The organism is Sphingomonas humi, assembly GCF_039536725.1.
Lineage (GTDB): Bacteria > Pseudomonadota > Alphaproteobacteria > Sphingomonadales > Sphingomonadaceae > Sphingomicrobium > Sphingomicrobium humi.
The window spans coordinates 907,841-925,874 of the sequence record NZ_BAAAZD010000002.1; the positions used below are offsets into that span (position 1 = coordinate 907,841).

An 18,034-nucleotide genomic window follows, 5' to 3' on the forward strand; every position below is an offset into this window, starting at 1 on the left:
ACCGAAGCGAAATGAACGACCCTCCTCCGCTCACACGGGGGAGGGTTTTTCATTGGTGCAGCCAAGTCCATTGCTCGGGCCGATCGTCGCTCTGGTCGCCTGGTCGCTCGTCATGCTGGTGTGGATGGCGATCGCGCGTCGCGGGGCGTTCAAGCGGCTTGGCGTGTCGCTCCGTACCATCCCGCCCGGATCACGCGGGGCCGCGCTCGACGCCAGCCCCGAAGCCAAGGCGCAGTGGAAGGCGCACAATTACAATCACCTGATGGAACAGCCGACGTTGTTCTACGCCATCGTCCTCGCGCTGGCGGTGATGGGCTTCGACCATCCGGTGAACGTCATGCTGGCCTGGGCCTACGTCGCGCTGCGGGTAATCCACAGCATCGTCCAGGCGACGATCAATGTGGTGGCGATCCGCCTCAGCCTGTTTGCGCTGTCGACCTTCTGCCTCGCCGCGCTGACCTTCCACGCCGCAATGGCGCTCTGGCACTAACGGGCGAAGGAGGCTGCCAGCTCGATATGGGTCGACCAGCGGAATTGCCCGACCGGGCGCACCCATTCGAGCCGGTAGCCGCCTTCAATCAGCACCGCCGCATCGCGCGCGAAGGTCGCGGGGTTGCAGCTGACATAGGCGATCCGCGGCACCGCTGACCTCGCCAGCTCGGCGACCTGCGCCTCCGCGCCCGAGCGCGGGGGATCGAGCACTACGGCCTCCAGTCCCACCATCTCTTCCGCCATCAGGGGCCGCCGGTAGAGGTCGCGGTGCTGCGCGGCGATGCCCGGCACCGCGCGCTTCAGCGCCAGCACGGCGTCACGGCTTGCCTCGGCGGCCAGCACCCGTCCGGGCAGCGCAAGGGCAAAGGTCCCGATCCCCGCGAACAGGTCGGCCGACGCCGACGCCTTGCCCACCGCTTCCCGCACCGCTTCGACCAGCGCTTCCTCGCCGTCGGCGGTCGCCTGCAGGAAGGCCCCGACAGGTAGCGGCACCGGGCGTCCCGACAGGGTCACGGTCGCCGGCTGCGGCTCCCACCTGACCTCGGGCCCCAGCCCCTCGTCGAGGCTCAATCGGGCGAGGCCATGCTGTTCGGCGAAATCGACCAGCCCCTGCGCCGCTTCGAAGCCGTCGGCCCTGACGCCCTTCAGCATCAGGTCGACGCCCTGGTCGGCAAGGGTCATGTGCACCTCGCCCCCGCGCTTGGCAGCAAGCAGCAGCGACAGCAGCTCGCGCAGCGGCGCCACCAGCGCGAACAGCTCGGGCCGCAGGATATGGCATTCGGCCATGTCGATGATGCGGTTCGACTTTTCGGCGTTGAAGCCGAGCACCACCTTGCCCCCGGCCTTGAGCGCCCGCAGCGTTGCCCGGCGCCGGCTGCGCGGCGGCGACAGGTGCGGAGCGCGCAGGACTGTTGTCAGTCCCTGCTGCGCCAACGCGCCTTCGACCCGCGCGGTCAGGAAATCAGTGTAAGCCGCATCGTCGACATGCTGGAGCTGGCACCCGCCGCACGCCGGAAAGTGACGGCATGGCGGCAATTGCCGATGCGGCCCGGGCGTGACGGTCCCGTCTTCGGCGACCAGGTCGCCGGGCGCGGCAAAGGCGACATGCTGCCCGCTGGCGGTCACGCCATCGCCGCGCGCCGCAATCCGCAAAATCGTCTCCCTCACAGCCACTCCAGCAGATCGTCTGCAATCATGTACGGTCCAGCCCGCTCCGCCGCCCGTCCGTGCAGCCACACGCCAGCGCAGGCGGCCTCGAACGCCGGCATTCCCCGCGCCCGCAGCGCCGCGATCATCCCCGCCAGCACATCGCCGGTCCCTGCCGTCGCCAGCCACGCCGGGGCGGGCGGAGCAAAGCCCAGGCGCCCGTCCGGAGCCGCCACCAACGTGTCCGCGCCCTTGTAGACCACCACCGCGCCCGACGCCGCCGCCGCCGCCAGCGCCTGCTCCGCCTTGCTGCCGGGGAGCTCGCCGAACAAGGTCGCGAACTCGCCCGAATGCGGCGTGATGACCGCATCCTGCCCCTTCAGCCGGGCAGGATCCCCGACATGGCCGATCGCTTCGGCATCGATCACCTTGGGCCGGTGGCTGGTCAGCGCAAGCGTCAGAAGCTGGGGCAGCTTGCCGAGGCCGGGACCGACCAGCAGGCAGCCGATCCGCGGGTCGGCGAGCGGTGCGTCCCCGACCTGCACCACGCTGCGCGGCAACCCGGCGATCGGCGCCGAGGTCGACACCCGCACATAGCCTGCCCCGCTCCGTGCCGCCGCCGACGCCGCCAGTGCCATCGCGCCTGGCATCTCGCCGGTCAGGCAATGCACCAGCCCGCGGCTGTACTTGTGCGCGTCGGGCGCCACCGGCGGTAGCGCTGGCTCCCCGATCTCGAACCACGGGCCGTCCGCCGTGATCCCGATATCGGCCAGCACGACCCGCCCCATCCGCGCCATCGCCGGCATCAGCCGGTGTGCCGGCTTCAGGGCGCCGAAGCTCACCGTCAGGTCGAACGCCGGCACCTGCGACAGCAACCCCCCGCTGTCCGCCTCCACCCCGCTCGGCAAATCCGCCGCGACCGCCCACTGCGCGCTCTTCACCAACCCGGAAAGTCGTTCGGAAACAGCATCTTCCAGGCCGCGCTTGAGGCCGGTTCCGAACAGGCAATCGATCACCAATGGCGCGGGCGCCGCATCCTCGATCGGCTCGATCGCCCCGCCCCAGGCCGCCCGCGCGGCGCGGGCAAGGTCGGTCTGCGCTTCGCCCAAGGCCGCCACCCGTACCTCGACCTCGCGCTGGTGCAGGTAACGCGCCGCGACAAAACCGTCGCCGCCATTGTTGCCCGGCCCGCACAGCAGCAATGCCGGCACCGGCCCGGCAAAGCGCAGGGCTGCTTCGGCGAGGCTCTGTCCGGCCCGCTCCATCAGTTCCGAAAGCGCGACCGGCGCCGCGGCTTCGGCGCTGCGCATCTCGGAGGCGCTAAGGATTGGCCGGCTCACCGGACAAAGCTCGCCATCTGCCACCATTCCTCCGGGCAAGCGGCGGCGGCGGCATCGCGCGCATCCTCGGTTTCGAACAGGGCGAAGCAGGTCGCGCCCGAGCCCGACATCCGGGCAAGATCGACGCCGTCCTGCTCCTCGAACCAGTCGAGCACCTCGCCGATCGCGGGCACCAGCCGCCGCGCCGGCGCTTCGAGGTCGTTACGTCCCTCGCGCCAGTCGCCAAGCGGCCCACGGTCGACCCCGTCCCAGCCGGCAAAGACATCGCGGGTCGACAGCGGCAACATCGGATTGACCAGCAGCACCGGGGTGTCGGCAACGCCGGCATCGACCAGTTCGAGCGCGTCGCCCGCCCCCGTCCCGCGCGCGGTCATGCTGAGCAGGCATGCGGGCACGTCGCTGCCGAGTTCCGGAGCCAGCCGCTGCGCCAGTGCCGGGTCGGTGCCCCAAAATCGCGTCAGCAGCCGCAGCGCCGCGCCCGCATCGGCCGAACCGCCGCCGATCCCGCTCGCCACGGGCAAATTCTTCTCGAGCGTCAGGGCGACGCCCTTTCCGACCCGGGCCTCGGCGGCAAGGGCGCTTGCCGCGCGGTGGACGAGGTTGCCGGGCCCATCGTCGAGCATTGCGGCGAACGGACCGGTGATCGTCAGCGACAGATCGTCGGATTCGAGCGCGGTCAGTTTGTCGCCATCGGTGCAGAAGGCGAATATCGTCTCGAGGTCGTGGCGGCCGTCGGCCCGGCGGCCGCGGACGTGGAGCGCGAGATTGAGCTTGGCCGGCGCGACCTCGACCAGGGGCGGCCTGCTCACGGCGCGGCGGTGGCGGGGGTCAGCCCGGCCCCGATCTTGGCGGATACACGCGCTGACACGTCGTCCTCGGCACTGACCAGCGCGGCGGCCCAGGCGAACCGCGCCTCATATTTGCGCCCCGCCGTGTAGAGGGCATCACCCAGATGCTCGTGGATTTCGGACAGGCCGGGTTCTGCCGCCGCCGCCCGCTGCAACGTCGCGATCGCCTCGGTAACCTTGCCGCGCTTGAACTGCGCCCATCCCAGCGAATCCGTGATCGACGCATCGTTGGGCGCACGGCGGCTGGCTTCCGCGATCATCGCTTCGGCTTCGGCCAACTTCTCGCCACGCTCCAGCCGCGCATAGCCAAGATAATTGAGGACGGTCGGGTTCTCCGGCGCCATCCGGTAAGCAAGTTCGAGCGCGCTTTCGGCCTGCGGCCACTTTCCTGCCTGTTCGAGCGCCGCGCCGCGAAGCAGGTGGACGGTCCACGGCTCGGGCCCGGCTGCGCCGGCGGCCATCACCTGCACTGCGCCGCCATAGGCCACCGCCGCTTCCTCGTGCCGCTTCATCGCATCGAGCACATCGCCCAGCCGCAGCCAATCCGAAGGCTGCTGGCCATCCTCGGCGACGAAGGCCTTGGCCCGGGCCAGCGCCTCGTCCTTGCGCCCGGCGGCAAGCAGGGTGCGGATCTCGCCATCGCGCGCTTCGTCGATGAAGGGCGAGCGTTCGGCAAGCGTCCGCTGCAGCATGATCGCATCGTCGAAACGCCCGCTCCGTTCGAGCAGCACCCCGAGCAGGAGCACCGCCTGCTCGTTGGCGGGATCGGCGAAGCGCGCGACTTGGGTCAGCGCAAGCGGGAGCGCCGGCTCCTCGTCCTCGTCGAGGTTCAGGACCAGCGCGGTCAGCAGTTCGGACAGGCCCTGCGCCGCCGTCGTGATGAGGGGGCGCGGGCGGCGCTCGGCGGCCAGGCTGGCCGCAGCATTGTGAAGGGTGACGTCGCGCCCTCCAAGCAGCGCCATTCCGGCGTCGCGCTCGCCCTTCGCCGCAAGCCCGGCGGCAAAGGCGATCCGCAATCGGTTGGACCGGCCCCGCGCCGCGGCGATAGCAGGCTCCAGCAGCGGCTTGGCTTCGCTTGTCCGTCCCGCCGCCAGCAGGATCAGCGCCTTATGCTCAGGGGCAAGCCCCGCCAGCATGTTGTCGCGCCCGATCGCGTCCAGCACGGCGACGCCATCGCGCCACCGGCCCCGCTCGGCCAGTGTCCAGGCCTTGAGGAACGGCTCGAGGAACCTGAGCTCGGTCGGAAGGCCGCGCTCGACCAGCGCCGCGCCCTTGCCGCTGCGCAGTGCATCGGCGGCCAGCAACATGCGGGCATCGACCCCAAGGGTCTCGCCCGGCTGCGCCCGGGCGAGCCGAAGCGCCAGCGGCATGTCCCCGGCGAGGATCGCCTGACCCAGCGCCCGTTCGCCGACGAAGCGATTGGCTTCGGGGTCGCTTGCCAGGCTGGCATAAAGGATCGCCGCCCGCCGCGGATCCCCCGCACTGGCGGCGGCCCGGGCAGCGACGAAGGTCGAGGCGGAAGAACGAAGGAAATCCACCCGCGCCTGCCCCGGCGCGGCAACCGCCGCGGGAGCTACAAGCGCAAGGGCAAGGGCAACGCTACATGTTCGGGTAATTGGGCCCACCGCCGCCCTCCGGGGTCACCCAGTTGATGTTCTGGCAAGGATCCTTGATGTCGCACGTCTTGCAGTGGACGCAGTTCTGCGCGTTGATCTGCAGCCGCGGCGCGCCATTCTCGACCACATATTCGTAGACGCCCGCCGGGCAGTAGCGCTGCTCAGGGCCATCATAGTCGGGCAAATTGACCCGCGTCGGGATCGTCGGGTCCTTCAGCTGGAGGTGGATCGGCTGATCCTCCTCGTGATTGGTGTTCGACAGGAAGACGCTCGACAATTTGTCGAAGCTGATCACCCCGTCGGGCCGCGGGTAGTTGATCGCCGGGGCGATATCGCGCCGCCACAGCGTCTCGTGGTCGGGATGATGCTTCATCGTGACCGGCAGGCCGATCTTCAGATGCTGCATCCACAAGTCGGCGCCCGCAAGGATGGTGCCGATGGTCGCGCCGAACTTGGCGACGGCCGGTTCGGCATTGCGGACCTTGCGCAATTCCTCGCCAATCCAGCCATTTCTGACCGACGGCTCATAATCACTGAGAACATCGCTGCGACGATCGGCGCCGACCGCGGCGAAGGCGGCCTCGGCTGCCAGCATGCCCGACTTCATCGCCGTATGCGTGCCCTTGATCCGCGGCACGTTCACGAACCCCGCCGAACAGCCGATCAGCGCCCCGCCCGGGAAAGCGAGCTTGGGAATGCTCTGCCACCCACCCTCGTTGATCGCGCGAGCGCCGTAGGAAACGCGGCGGCCGCCTTCCAGCAACGGCCGGATCGCCGGATGCTGCTTGTAGCGCTGCATCTCGTCAAACGGCGACAGGTGCGGGTTCTTGTAATTGAGCGCGACCACGAAGCCGATCGACACCTGGTGATTGTCCTGGTGATAGATCCACCCGCCACCCCATGCGTCGTCAAGCGGCCAGCCCTGGGTGTGGATCACCGTGCCCGGCTTGTGCTTCTTGGGATCAACGTCCCACAATTCCTTGATCCCGATGCCATAAACCTGCGGCTGGCACTCGGCTTCGAGGTCGAACTCCTTCTTCAGCTGCTTGGTCAGGCTGCCGCGCGCGCCCTCGGCAAAGAAGGTGTAGCGGGCGTGTAGCTCCATCCCGGGCTGATAGTCGCCCTTGTGGCTGCCATCGCGCGCAACCCCCATCGCCCCCGTCGCGACGCCCTTCACCGAGCCGTCGTCATTGTAGAGCAGTTCGGCTGCCGGAAAGCCGGGGAAAATCTCGACCCCCAGCTCCTCGGCCTTGCCGGCCAGCCAGCGGCAGAGGTTGGCAAGGCTGCCCGTGAACGTCCCCTTGTTGTCGAGGAAGCCCGGCATCATCAGGTGCGGCAGGTTGTACTTCTTGGTCTTGGTTAGCACCCAATGGTGGTTGCTGGTGACCGGCACCCGGTTCAGCAGGCACGAATTGTCCTCGCGCCAGTCGGGCAGCAGTTCGTCGAGGCTCTTGGGATCGATCACCGCGCCCGACAGGATGTGCGCGCCGACTTCCGAGCCTTTCTCGAGGATGCAGACGCTCAGCTCGCGGCCGGCTTCGTTCGCCAGCTGCTTCAACCGGATCGCCGCGCTGAGGCCAGCCGGCCCCGCGCCCACGATCACGACGTCATATTCCATCGACTCCCGGTCGCTCATCGCCTCGCTCAAGTCCTTCTTTTCTCTCGGGCAGGGACTTGGCCTCCACCGCCACTTCCGTCAATGGCCGCAAGGGCTATGCTGCAGGCGATGAGCGAGGGACCAGAGGTGGGCGGGCTGACCCGGGCGGAGGCGATGAGCCTGCTCGCCTGGTGGGTCGAGGCGGGCGTCGACGTCGCGGTCCAGGACGAGGCGCGAGACTGGCGCGTGCGCGCTGCTCCCCTCCCGTCATCGTCACTGCCCGAAGATGTCTCGCAGCAAGCAGAACCGATCCCGCAGGCGGTTCGGGAAAAGCCCGCCACCCTTGAAGCCTTCCACGCCTGGCTCGCCGAAAGCGCCGACCTTCCCCTGTTCCGCGCCGGCGCCGCCCGCGCCCTTCCCCACGGTCCGGCCAATGCCGAACTGATGCTCCTGACCGGAAGCCCGGCGCCCGAAGACACCGCCGAAGGCAAGCCGATCGGCGCCGCCGCCTGGGTGCTGACGACACGCATGCTCCGCACCATCGGCCTGGCGCCCGACCAGGTCTATGTCGCGCCCCTGACCTGCTTTTCGGCCGGCGGGACGCGCTTCTCCGAAGCCGATACCGAGGCTTGCCGCGACACGATCCTGTCCCAGATCGCGCTCGCCGCGCCGAAGCGGCTGCTGCTGCTCGGCGACCAGCCGTCCAAGCTTCTCCTCGGGCGTCCGATGGCAAGCGCGCGGGGCAAGCTCCACCGGGTCGCCGGAATCCCCGCCGCCGTCACCTTCCCGCCCCGCCAGCTCCTCCAGAACAACGGCCACAAGGCGCTCGCCTGGGCCGACCTCCTCCTGATCATGGGTGCCCAATCGTGATCCTGTCTGCTTTTACCCTTCTGCTTTCCGCCCAGCCCCAACCGGCCCCGCCGCCGCCCGACGATCCCCTCGCCCCGATCGAGGAACCGCACGAGGCGCAGGCCCCGACGCCCGTCGCGCCCCCGACGCCGACCCTGGTCGTTCCCAAGAACTGGCCCGAGGTATTCGCCGCCATCCGCGGCAGCCAGTGGGCGGCCGCACAGGCCGGCATCGCTGCGCTGCCCGCCTCCCCGCTCGCGCCGCTCGCCAAGGCCCAGCTCTACACCGCCAAGGGTTCGCCCCCGGTCTCCGCCGAACAGCTGCTCGCCCTCCTCGCCCAGGCGCCCGAGCTGCCCCAGGCCGAGCAGCTTCAGCGCATGGCCGTGGCCCGCGGCGCGACCGCCTTCCCGCCGCTCCCCCGCCGTGCAGCACTGGTGCCGATCGGCGCCACCCCCCGCCGCGGCCGCGCCAGCCCCGTCGTGGGCGAGCCCGCGGTCGACAAATTGCGCAAGGCGCTCGAACCCCTCGTCAAGGTGGATGACGCGGCGGGCGCCGAGGCGATGCTTCTCGCTGCCCTGCCACAGATCAGCGCCGAAGCCCGCGCCGAGCTCGGCCAGCGGGTCGCATGGATCTATTACGTCCGCGGCCAGGATGCAGACGCGCGCCGCCTCGCCGATCTCGCCCGCGGGCCCTACACCCCGCCCCCGCCGCCACCGGCCCCGTCGCTTCCTCCCGAGGACGTCGCGGAACGGCTGCAGCCGCTCGCCCCGCCCCCGCCGCCCTCGCTGTCGGTGACCCGCGCGCCGACCGGGCCGTGGGCGCAGCAGGCCGAATGGGTCAGCGGCCTCGCCAGCTGGCGGATGAACGATTGCGAGACCGCGGCGCGCTCCTTCCGCGAAGTCGGCGCCCGCTCTGCCGAACCCAGCCTGTCGGCCGCCGGCAACTTCTGGGCCGCGCGCGCCGAAATGGCATGCCGCCGCCCGGGCGCGGTCCAGCCGCTGCTGCGCGCTGCGGCCGCCAATCCGGAAACCTTCTACGGCCTCCTCGCCCGCCGCTCCCTCGGCCTCGAAACCCGCCTCCAGCCGCTCGACCGCAATGCCGCGAGCAGTATCGCCCGCCTTCCCAACGTCACCCGCGCCGAAGAGCTGGTCCGGATCGGCGAGCGCGACCTGGCGGGCGAACTGCTTCGTTACCAGGCGCGCATCGGCACCCCGGCCGAACAGACCGCGCTTGCCGCCACCGCCGCCCGGCTCGAGCTTGCCGCCACCCAGCATTTCCTCGCGCATTTCGGCCAGCCCGGCGCCCGCGTTCCCGCCGCCGCCCGCTATCCAGCGCCCAGCTGGACCCCGCGCGAAGGCTGGCGGATCGACCCCGCGCTGGCGCTCGCCCACAGCCTCCAGGAAAGCTCGTTCCGTTCAGAAGCGGTCAGCCAGGCCGGGGCGGTCGGGCTGATGCAGGTCCTGCCCTCGACCCGCGACCTCATCGTTCGCGCCCGCGGGCTTGCCCCAGGGGACCTCAAGGACCCCACGGTGAACATGAGCTTCGGCCAAGCCTGGATCGAATGGATGCGGACCCACCCCGCGACCGGCGGACAGCTGCCCAAGGTCATCGCCAGCTACAATGCCGGCCCGCTTCCGGTCGGCCGCTGGCAGGTCAACGATCGCGGCGACCCATTGCTGTGGATCGAAAGCATGCCCTTCTGGGAAACCCGCTTCTACGTGCCCGCGGTGATGCGCAACCTGTGGGTCTATCAGGGCTTCGAAGGCCAGCCGACGACGACGCTGAGCGAGCTTGCCCAGCACAAATGGCCGAGCTTTCCCGTCAGGCGCTAATTGCGGAACAGGAATTCTAAGAAGCGCGTGGTGCCCGGACGGACGCCGCGCTTCTGATCTTCCTCGAACGCCAGCCGTTGCTCCTCGGCCAGGCTGAGCCGCGGCTTGTGCGGTGGTTCGGAAGGAGAAAGCCGTTCCTTGTCCATGGCTTGGGCAATAGCCGGCCAAGGTGACAGCGCGCGCTCACTTATGTTGCAGAACCAAGTCGTTCTTGTTCTGTTCTTTGGTGCTGGTATATTTCCCCCATGCCAGTCGAGTCGATCCCGGGCCGCGGCGCCACCCGCAATGCTGTGCCGACGCGCTTCAACCTGCCGGAGCGCTTGGTTGAAGGCGACTGGCTGGACGAGGTAGAGGCGCTCGACGGGGTCAGCCAGCGCCGCACCACTGTGACGGTTGAGCGGCCCAAATCCATCCTCACCCGCAATCGCTCGCCCGACATCGGTTTTGATCGCTCGATCAATCCCTATCGCGGGTGCGAACATGGCTGCATCTACTGCTTTGCGCGGCCGACCCACGCCTATCACGACCTATCGCCCGGGGTGGATTTCGAAAGTCGCCTGTTCGTGAAGCCCGATGCCGCCAAGCTGCTCCACGCGGCGCTGTCGCGTCCGGGCTATGACGTCGCGCCGATCGCGCTTGGCACCAACACCGATCCCTATCAGCCGATCGAGGGGCGTTATCGCATCACCCGTTCGATCATCGAATTGCTGACAGAAACCGGCCACCCCTTCACCATCACCACCAAGTCCAACCGCGTGCTGCGCGATCTCGACCTGATCGCCCCCGCCGCGCATCGCGGGCTGGCCGCGATCGCGCTGTCGGTGACCTCGCTCGATCCGTCGATCAGCCGCACGCTCGAACCGCGCGCCCCCGCGGGCGCCAGGCGCATCGACGCGATCCGCCAGCTGAACGATGCCGGGGTTCCGACCCTGCTCGCCGTTGCCCCGATCATCCCGCAGGTTACCGATCACGAACTCGAACGCATCGTTGCGGCCGGGGCGGCGGCCGGAGCGCGCGCCGGTTTCTACCTGCCCGTCCGCCTCCCGCACGAGGTCGCGCCGCTGTTCCGCGCCTGGCTCGACGAGCATTATCCCGATCGCGCGGCCAAGGTGATGGCGACCATCAAGTCGATGCGCGGCGGCAAGGACAATGACCCTAACTTCTTCACCCGCATGCAGGGCGAAGGGCCGTGGGCCGATCTCCTCCGCACCCGCTTTGCCGCCGCGGTCCGCAAGAGCGGCCTTGGCACGACCCGCCTCACCCTCCGCCGCGACCTCTTCCGCCCGCCCGAAGGCCGCCAGATGCGCCTGCTCTGACCGCCGAACGCCTTGCAATGTAGGATTTGCACTGACTGGGTTGTCGGCGTGCAGCCTGGTGTAAATTTGCCTCCCACGACCGGCCAGGCGGTCCGCGGGGGCGAAGTGGACAAAGTGAAATTCAAGGCAGTTTCACTTTTCCTTGCCCCTGCCACCGACCGGCCTACAGCCGCAGCCATGCGCACTCTCCTTGCCGGCCTGCTCGCCGCCGTCGCCCTTCCCGCCCTCGCTCAGCCGACCGCGTCGCCCGATCCCGACCAGGCCATCGCCGCGCTTCGCACCGCTGCGCTCGAGGACGATCATGCCTGGCGCCTCACCGAAGACCTCACCACCGAGGTCGGCCCGCGTCTTGCCGGCACCGAAGCCGAAGCCCGCGCCCGCGACTGGGCGGTCCGCCGGCTCACCGCCATGGGGTTCAGCAACGTGCGGGTCGAACAGTTCGACATGCCCGTCTGGCAGCGTGGCCGCGAACAGGCGGAACTGCTCGGCCCCTACCCGCAGAGGCTCGTCGTCGCCGCACTCGGCAACAGCGCCTCGACCCCGGCCGGCGGCGTCACCGGCGAAGTGGTCGCCTTCGCCAGCGTCGATGCGCTTCGGGCCGCGCCGCCCGAGCAGGTCCGCGGGAAGATCGTCTATATCGGCCATGACATGCCCCGCACCCAGGACGGCAGCAGCTACGGCGTCTTCGGTGCCCCACGCCGCCAGGGTCCGACGGTCGCCTCGCAGAAGGGCGCGATCGCCATTGTGGTGCGCTCGATCGGCACCGACCGCGACCATCGCAATCCTCACGTTGGCACCATGTCCTTTGCCGACGGCGCGACCCCGATCCCTGCCGGTGCCCTCGCCAATCCCGATGCCGACCAGCTCGAGCGGATCTTCGCCCGCGGCCAGCGCCCGACCCTCCGCCTCACCCTCGAATCGAAGGTGACGAAGGGCCAGTCGGGCAATGTCATCGCCGACGTGCCAAGCCGGGACCCGGCCGCCCCGGCAGTGCTGGTTGGCTGCCACCTCGACAGCTGGGACCTCGGCACCGGAGCGATCGACGATGCGGCGGGCTGCGGGATCGTCACCGCCGCCGCCAAGCGCATCATGGACGCCGGACAGCCTTCGCGGCCGATCCGCATCGTCTGGTTCGGCGCCGAGGAGGTCGGGCTGTTCGGCGGCCTCGACTATCGCAAGCGTCACGGCAAGGAACCGCATCACGCGCTGATGGAAAGCGACTTCGGCGCCGACCGCGTGTGGCGCGTCGACAGCCGCCTCGGTGCCGGCCGCGAGGCCGAGGGCAAGCGCCTCCAGCGTCTGCTCGCCCCGCTCGGCATCGTTCCGGGCAGCCTGGCCGAGGCCGAAGGCTCCGACATCGGCCCGATGCTCGGCGACGGCCTGCCGGGCGCGTCGCTCCAGCAGGACGGCACGCGCTACTTCGACGTTCACCACACCCCCGACGACACGCTGGCGATGATCGACCGCAAGCAGCTGCAGCAGAATGTCGCCGCCTGGACGACCAGCCTTGCCGTCCTTGCCGGCCCGGTCGAGCCGCGTCCGGTCGGTCCGCGGAAGCGGCGGCGGTGAAGGCAGGCGGTCTCCTCCTCCTTTCTGCGGCCCTGCTGGTGACGGCAGGCTGCTCGGCTTCGGACACTGGCGACGATGTGCCGCCGCTGCCCAATCAGACCGCCGAGACCGCCAATGCCCTGATGGCACAGGCCGAGAACGCCGCGGCCGATGCGTCGATCGAGGCGGAAACCCGACGCGCTCCGGCTCGTTCTGGGAGCGCAACCGTCAACAAGGATACGCCATGAACCGTCTGCCACTCCTGATCGCGCTCCCGCTGGCGCTTGCTGCCTGCAACGTCGAGCGCGACCCCGGCAACGACACCACTGCGATCACCATCAATGACCAGAAGGTCGACCGCACGATCGATCGCGCGGGCGCCATCGCCGAAAATGCCGCGGCCGAGGTCAAGGATGCTGCCGACAAGGCTGCTCCCGCGATCAAGGATGCCGCCAAGGACGTCGGCGACGCCGCCAACCGCGCCGGCGACAAGATCGAGGCCGGTGCCGACGGCGCTGCCCGCGGTATCCGCGAGGAAAGCCGCGACAACCCGCCGCCGCCGGAAAACAAGCAATAAGGGTTGGTGGGCCCGGAGGGATTCGAACCCCCAACCTGGCCGTTATGAGCGGCTGGCTCTACCGTTGAGCTACAGGCCCCGGGCCGCCCTTAGACAGGTGTGGCGCGACCGCCAAGCACCTGCTAGGCGGCTCGCGTCGGGGAGTGGCGCAGCCTGGTAGCGCGTCTGCTTTGGGAGCAGAGGGTCGCAGGTTCGAATCCTGTCTCCCCGACCACTTCGCTCAATCGGAAAGCGGCAGCAGCAGGACCAGCCGGTCCGACGCGATGTCCAGCCGCCCGCCGGTCATTGTCGCCAGCCCCTGCACCAGCCGCAGCGCAAAGCGCATTCCTGCCCGTCCGCGGTCGGCCAGGATCTGCTGTTCGGACAGGCCCCGCAGCGCGGTCGCCCGCTCGATCCCGATCGCGAGGCTCGAACCCATCTTGTCGACCACGATACCGAGGCGCTCGCCCGCGACGGCCGGCTCGATCATCGCCATGGCGAACTGCCGCACGACCCGTTCGACCAGCATCGGCGGCAAGGCGATCCTCGCCGCACTGCTGCGGTCCTCGGTCACCGCCGTCACTTGCCGCTCCCCGGCAACCTCGGTCACTTCGCGCAGTACCTTGCGGATGACGTCAGCTCCGCTGCTCGCCTCCCCCTGCAAGCGTCCCGAGCGCAGCCGTGCGGCAAGGTCGAGGTTGTCGACCGCATCGGACAGGTTGCGCGCCTGCCGCACGATTTCGGACGCTCGGTCGCGATAGGCGCGGTGCGCGGGCCCAAGATACTGGCCCTCGATGATCTCGCCAAACCCGATGATCGCGTTGAGCGGCGTACGCAGCTCGTGCATCAGTTCGCGCAGCCCATCGTCCGCCGCCGGAGCGGCCGCCTCGACCGCGGCGGTCGCGACGTCGGCCGAAACGCCTTCACGGCGCGCGATCCCGCGATAACCCGCAAACCGCCCGGTATCCGCGAAGAAGGCAGGCGCCCCGCTCCACCGCCATTCACCGGCGAGGGCGCCCTCGTCGCCGATCACCAGCGGCTCATCGGCAAACGGCAGGCGTGCGACGAACGGTTCGGCAAAGCTTTCGGCGACGCTCCGCCCGACCAGCGCTGCGCGCGGCGCACCGTCGACCCAGTCGATCTCACCCGTCGGTCCTGTCTCCCATCGAAACAGCGAAGGCGAGGAAGTGACAAGGCCGCGCGAACTTGCTTCCGGTCGAGGCTCGGGGGGTGGTGATACGGGTTCTGGCAAACGAGCCGGGACCGCAACCGCGACCTCCTCCGCAGGTGCATGGGAAGCCGGCGCAACGTCATGGCGCGCGGGCTCCAGCGCATCGAGGAGCGGCAGTACGTCCTCCGCAGCGGCGCCCCGCACTTTCGCCCAATCCTCGGGGCTGAGGTCGGCCGCGGCAAGGAGGGCCGCCGACGCCGCAGCTCCGCGCGCAGCGAAAAGGGCCATCAACTCCGCGGGAACCTGAAGCCCGGCGATTGCGCGCGCAGTTGCGGCCAGCAGGTCAGGACTGACGTCACGCATCAGCTGCGCTGTCCGGGCGAGCGCGCGTTCGCCAAGATCGGGGCTGACCTCTTGGCCATGCGCGAGCAGCTCAACGAGCTGACGCCATTGCACCGCCCGCCCGCGCGCATCGGCGGCGGGCTGGCCAAGAACGGTCGCAAGGCGATCGTCGTAGCGCAAAGGTCAGGATTTCGGCGCGCAGTTGAACACGATGCAGGAGATGGCGTGTCGTTTACCGCGAGGGAAGCGCCAACGCGTTAAGCATCCCATAACGGGACGGGAAGGCGCTTGATCGTAACGCCTACGCAGCCCCGCCCCTCTGTGCTAATTCCGCCCCATGTTCATTTCCTTCGTCGAAGCGCTTCGCCGGGGCGGCATCCCGGCAAGTCTCAAGGAGCATCTGCTGCTTCTGGAGGCGCTGGACGCCGGCGTGATCGAGCAATCACCCGAGCAATTCTATTATCTCGCCCGCTCCGTCTTCGTGCACGACGAGACCAAGCTCGACCGGTTCGACCGGATTTTCGGCGAGGTCTTCAAGGGATTGATGAGCAGCGGTGAGGAAGCGCCAGCCATCCCCGAGGAATGGCTGCGTCTGGTCGCCGAGAAATATCTGACGGCCGAGGAGATGGAGCAGATCAAGTCGCTCGGCTCGTGGGACGAGATCATGGAGACGCTGAAGAAGCGGCTCGAGGAGCAGCAGGGGCGCCACGAAGGCGGCAACAAGTGGATCGGCACCGGCGGCACCTCTCCGTTCGGGCATGGCGGGTATAATCCCGAGGGGGTTCGGATCGGCGGTCCGGGGAAGCATGGCCGGGCCATCAAGGTCTGGGAGAAGCGCGAATTCCAGGATCTCGACGACCGGCGCGAGATCGGGACGCGGGCGATCAAGGTCGCCCTGCGCCGCCTCCGCCGCTTCGCCCGGGAAGGCGCGGCGGACGAGCTCGACCTTGAAGGGACGATCGACGGCACGGCGCGCCGCGGGTGGCTCGACGTCAGGATGCGGCCCGAGCGGCACAATGCGGTGAAGCTGCTGCTATTCCTCGATATCGGCGGGTCGATGGACGGGCATGTGCGCCTGGTCGAAGAGCTGTTCAGCGCCTGCCGAAGCGAGTTCAAGCACCTTGAACATTACTACTTCCACAACTGCATCTATGAGGGCGTGTGGAAGGAAAACCGGCGGCGGTGGGCCGAGCGGACCAACACCATCGACGTCATCCACAAGTTCGGGGCCGACCATAAGCTGGTGATCGTCGGCGACGCCGCGATGAGCCCGTACGAGATCACCCATCCGGGCGGTTCGATCGAGCATATGAACGAGGAAGCGGGCGCGGTGTGGCTGAAGCGGCTGACCGACGCTTATGCCAGCGCTGCCTGGATCAACCCCACGCCGGAGCCCTATTGGGGCCACTCGGCTTCTACCTCGATCATCCGCAAGCTGATGGACGACCGCATGTTTCCCTTGAGCCTTCAGGGACTTGAAGCGGCGATGCGGACACTCAGTCGCAAGCGGTAGCAGTTCACGAAGTTGTCGAAGTTGTCGGGGTCCGCACCCCTCGCGCACCCCCTCCCTGCCCGCTCAACGAACCTCCCCGGTTCTTAGAGCAGAGCAAATCCTACATCACAAGTAGAGCCGGTGGCGCGCCGTCTGCTCTTCCCAGGCCTGCTCGTCGGGGCGGGTACGGACATCGAGGTCGTCGGCGGTCGCTGCGGCATCATCGACCCAGGCGCGCAGCGCCGGCCCGCCGTTGATGACGTCGATCGCAAGCTTGTCGAATTCATATTCGTAGGGAAAGTCGCGCCACAGGTCGTAGTCCGGCCGGAGGTTGCGGATCGCCTTGAAGGCGAGCGCCTGAAGCCGCCACGGCTGGAAGGCATGGTGGCCGTAGCCCGGCCCCTCGGCATGGATGAACAGGCCCGAGCAAAGCGATCCCGAATGCTTGTGGAATGTAGGCTCGACGAAGATTTCGCGCAGCGTGCAGCCGGTGAGCCAGTGCGGCGCGATGCGTTTCATCTCGGCATGGATGGCGCGGGCGTCGAGGCCGGGCGCCGCGAACAATTCCAGCGCGCGCGTGGTGCCCCTGCCCTCGCTGAGCGTGGTGCCTTCCAGCATGACGGTGCCGGCATAGGCCCGCGCCATGTTCAGGGTGGCGGCATTGGGGCTGGGATTGATCCAGATGCGGTCCGCCGGCCAGCCGAAGCCCGGTGCCGCTTCGGGCTCCCAGCCTTCCATGGCGATGACGCGGTAGGCGACGTCGAGCTTGAAATGTTCGATGAACCACTGACCCATCTCGCCCATCGTCAGGCCGTGGCGCATCGGCACCGGGCCGGCACCAACGAAGCTTTCCCAGCCGGGTTCGAGGAGCGTGCCTTCGACCGGGCGGCCGGCGGGGTTGGGGCGGTCGAGCACCCACACTTCCTTGCCGCTCTCGGCCGCGGCTTCGAGCAGGTAGAGCAGGGTCGTGACGAAGGTGTAGATGCGGCAGCCGAGATCCTGCAAGTCGAACAGGAACACGTCGGCGGTGCTCATCATCTGGCCGGTCGGGCGGCGAACCTCGCCGTAAAGGCTGAACACCGGAATGCCGAGGCGCGGATCGGTCTCGTCCGCGGTTTCGACCATATTGTCCTGCTTATCGCCCTTGAGGCCATGCTGCGGGCCAAAGGCCGCAGTGACGTTGAGGCCGACAGCGATCAGCGCATCGATGCTGTGGGTGAGGTCGGCGGTGACCGAGGCGGGATGGCCGACGAGCGCGACGCGGCGCCCTTCGAGTGGGCGGCGAAGCGCGGGGTCGGCGAGCAGGCGGTCGATACCAAACAGGGTCATGGGCCCCGTCCTACGCCAGTCGCGCGGTGAAGCAATCCGGATGGTGGAAGTCGGGCTGATCCGACGGATGATGGAGCGCGAAGAAGTGGCGGGCGCCGCTCTGTTCCTCGATTACGGCGCTGAGCGCGATGGTGAAGCGGGGTTCGGCGGGGATCGAGAGCGTCGCGCCAAGCCCCCACCAGGTGAGATTATCCTCGGTCCGGATGTAGGGCGGACTGGTGACTTCGGCGGGCGCCATGTCTTCCCGCTCGGCCGCGAAGTCATAGGCCGCCCAATCACCCGACGGCGCAAAATTCCATTCCTGGTAAGCGTCTTGCCCTTCTTCCTTGAGGAAACATTCGAAGCAGGTCGATTGCCACAGATTGTCGCGGCGCGTGGGCTCGTGATCGGCCAGGGGAACACGGAAGCGCCCGATCGGCGCGCTGATCCCGAACCACAGGTTGAGGGTCGCGGTGCTGCCGAACGCGGCGCTGCGTTCCGCCGATGCCCAGAGGGAGAATGGCGGGTTTGGGACCGTGCCAGGGTGCGGTGCGAGTTCGAAGCGCATGGCCCACCTTACG

Annotated in this window: 17 protein-coding genes and 2 tRNA genes; 9 read left to right on the top strand and 10 right to left on the bottom strand. The window is 68.7% G+C overall.

The genetic code is table 11. The features are described from left to right. The first annotated feature begins 55 nt into the window (after positions 1 to 55). A complete protein-coding gene (locus ABD729_RS12435) occupies positions 56 to 490 on the top strand; it encodes an MAPEG family protein (RefSeq protein ID WP_344710733.1) in 435 nt (144 codons plus the stop codon). On the opposite strand, the gene ABD729_RS12440 is transcribed toward ABD729_RS12435, so the two are convergent. The 5 genes from ABD729_RS12440 to ABD729_RS12460 form a co-directional block, all read right to left on the bottom strand. Beyond that, positions 487 to 1,659, bottom strand: coding sequence for a class I SAM-dependent RNA methyltransferase (locus ABD729_RS12440; RefSeq protein ID WP_344710735.1), 1,173 nt, complete (start codon positions 1,657 to 1,659; stop codon positions 487 to 489). The genes ABD729_RS12435 and ABD729_RS12440 overlap by 4 nt on opposite strands. Further along, positions 1,656 to 2,948 carry an NAD(P)H-hydrate dehydratase gene (locus ABD729_RS12445; RefSeq protein ID WP_344710737.1) on the bottom strand — a complete coding sequence of 431 codons (1,293 nt, stop codon included), beginning with the start codon at positions 2,946 to 2,948 and terminating at the stop codon, positions 1,656 to 1,658. Before ABD729_RS12445 ends, ABD729_RS12440 begins: the two co-directional genes overlap by 4 nt. A 26-nt stretch (positions 2,949 to 2,974) precedes the next feature. Continuing rightward, positions 2,975 to 3,787, bottom strand: coding sequence for a 4-(cytidine 5'-diphospho)-2-C-methyl-D-erythritol kinase (locus ABD729_RS12450; RefSeq protein ID WP_344710739.1), 813 nt, complete (start codon positions 3,785 to 3,787; stop codon positions 2,975 to 2,977). Then, positions 3,784 to 5,364 (bottom strand): tetratricopeptide repeat protein, encoded by a 1,581-nt coding sequence (locus ABD729_RS12455; RefSeq protein ID WP_344710741.1) that lies wholly within the window; start codon positions 5,362 to 5,364, stop codon positions 3,784 to 3,786. Before ABD729_RS12455 ends, ABD729_RS12450 begins: the two co-directional genes overlap by 4 nt. A 61-nt stretch (positions 5,365 to 5,425) precedes the next feature. Continuing rightward, positions 5,426 to 7,078: an electron transfer flavoprotein-ubiquinone oxidoreductase gene (locus ABD729_RS12460; RefSeq protein WP_344710743.1), complete on the bottom strand. Its 1,653-nt coding sequence runs from the start codon at positions 7,076 to 7,078 to the stop codon at positions 5,426 to 5,428. A 63-nt stretch (positions 7,079 to 7,141) separates the two neighbouring features. Here ABD729_RS12460 and ABD729_RS12465 point away from each other — a divergent pair, with 63 nt between their 5' ends. Together ABD729_RS12465 and ABD729_RS12470 are read left to right on the top strand one after the other, a co-directional pair. After that, positions 7,142 to 7,909 carry a uracil-DNA glycosylase family protein gene (locus tag ABD729_RS12465; protein ID WP_344710745.1) on the top strand — a complete coding sequence of 256 codons (768 nt, stop codon included), beginning with the start codon at positions 7,142 to 7,144 and terminating at the stop codon, positions 7,907 to 7,909. Beyond that, the gene (locus ABD729_RS12470) at positions 7,906 to 9,720 is read left to right on the top strand and encodes a lytic transglycosylase domain-containing protein (protein ID WP_344710747.1); all 1,815 of its coding nucleotides are present in this window, start codon (positions 7,906 to 7,908) and stop codon (positions 9,718 to 9,720) included. Before ABD729_RS12465 ends, ABD729_RS12470 begins: the two co-directional genes overlap by 4 nt. Here ABD729_RS12470 and ABD729_RS12475 read toward each other — a convergent pair. Further along, a complete protein-coding gene (locus ABD729_RS12475) occupies positions 9,717 to 9,866 on the bottom strand; it encodes a hypothetical protein (protein ID WP_344710749.1) in 150 nt (49 codons plus the stop codon). The genes ABD729_RS12470 and ABD729_RS12475 overlap by 4 nt on opposite strands. Positions 9,867 to 9,965: 99 nt before the next feature. Between ABD729_RS12475 and ABD729_RS12480 the strand changes: the two genes are divergently transcribed. The 4 genes from ABD729_RS12480 (at position 9,966) to ABD729_RS12495 (ending at position 13,161) form a co-directional block, all read left to right on the top strand. Beyond that, positions 9,966 to 11,036, top strand: coding sequence for a PA0069 family radical SAM protein (locus tag ABD729_RS12480; RefSeq protein ID WP_344710751.1), 1,071 nt, complete (start codon positions 9,966 to 9,968; stop codon positions 11,034 to 11,036). Positions 11,037 to 11,213: 177 nt separating this feature from the next. Next, entirely contained in the window at positions 11,214 to 12,605 is a 1,392-nt protein-coding gene (locus ABD729_RS12485; protein ID WP_344710753.1) for a M28 family peptidase, read from the top strand. After that, positions 12,602 to 12,832, top strand: coding sequence for a hypothetical protein (locus ABD729_RS12490; protein ID WP_344710755.1), 231 nt, complete (start codon positions 12,602 to 12,604; stop codon positions 12,830 to 12,832). The genes ABD729_RS12485 and ABD729_RS12490 overlap by 4 nt, the downstream gene beginning before the upstream one ends. Next, the gene (locus ABD729_RS12495) at positions 12,829 to 13,161 is read left to right on the top strand and encodes a hypothetical protein (RefSeq protein WP_344710757.1); all 333 of its coding nucleotides are present in this window, start codon (positions 12,829 to 12,831) and stop codon (positions 13,159 to 13,161) included. The genes ABD729_RS12490 and ABD729_RS12495 overlap by 4 nt, the downstream gene beginning before the upstream one ends. A 4-nt stretch (positions 13,162 to 13,165) precedes the next feature. Here ABD729_RS12495 and ABD729_RS12500 read toward each other — a convergent pair. Next, a tRNA-Ile gene (locus ABD729_RS12500) sits at positions 13,166 to 13,240 on the bottom strand. A gap of 58 nt (positions 13,241 to 13,298) precedes the next feature. Between ABD729_RS12500 and ABD729_RS12505 the strand changes: the two genes are divergently transcribed. Continuing rightward, positions 13,299 to 13,375, top strand: a tRNA-Pro gene (locus tag ABD729_RS12505). A 6-nt stretch (positions 13,376 to 13,381) separates the two neighbouring features. Here ABD729_RS12505 and ABD729_RS12510 read toward each other — a convergent pair. Further along, a complete protein-coding gene (locus ABD729_RS12510; protein WP_344710759.1) occupies positions 13,382 to 14,833 on the bottom strand; it encodes a histidine kinase dimerization/phospho-acceptor domain-containing protein in 1,452 nt (483 codons plus the stop codon). Positions 14,834 to 14,990: 157 nt separating this feature from the next. On the opposite strand from ABD729_RS12510, the gene ABD729_RS12515 reads away from it, so the two are divergent. After that, entirely contained in the window at positions 14,991 to 16,166 is a 1,176-nt protein-coding gene (locus ABD729_RS12515; RefSeq protein ID WP_344710761.1) for a vWA domain-containing protein, read from the top strand. 105 nt (positions 16,167 to 16,271) lie between these two features. Here the strand turns inward: ABD729_RS12515 and ABD729_RS12520 are convergent, their stop codons facing one another. Together ABD729_RS12520 and ABD729_RS12525 are read right to left on the bottom strand one after the other, a co-directional pair. Continuing rightward, the gene (locus tag ABD729_RS12520; protein ID WP_344710763.1) at positions 16,272 to 17,474 is read right to left on the bottom strand and encodes an exo-beta-N-acetylmuramidase NamZ family protein; all 1,203 of its coding nucleotides are present in this window, start codon (positions 17,472 to 17,474) and stop codon (positions 16,272 to 16,274) included. Between the two features lie 10 nt (positions 17,475 to 17,484). Next, a complete protein-coding gene (locus ABD729_RS12525; protein ID WP_344710765.1) occupies positions 17,485 to 18,021 on the bottom strand; it encodes a DOMON-like domain-containing protein in 537 nt (178 codons plus the stop codon). Between the last annotated feature and the right edge of the window lie 13 nt (positions 18,022 to 18,034).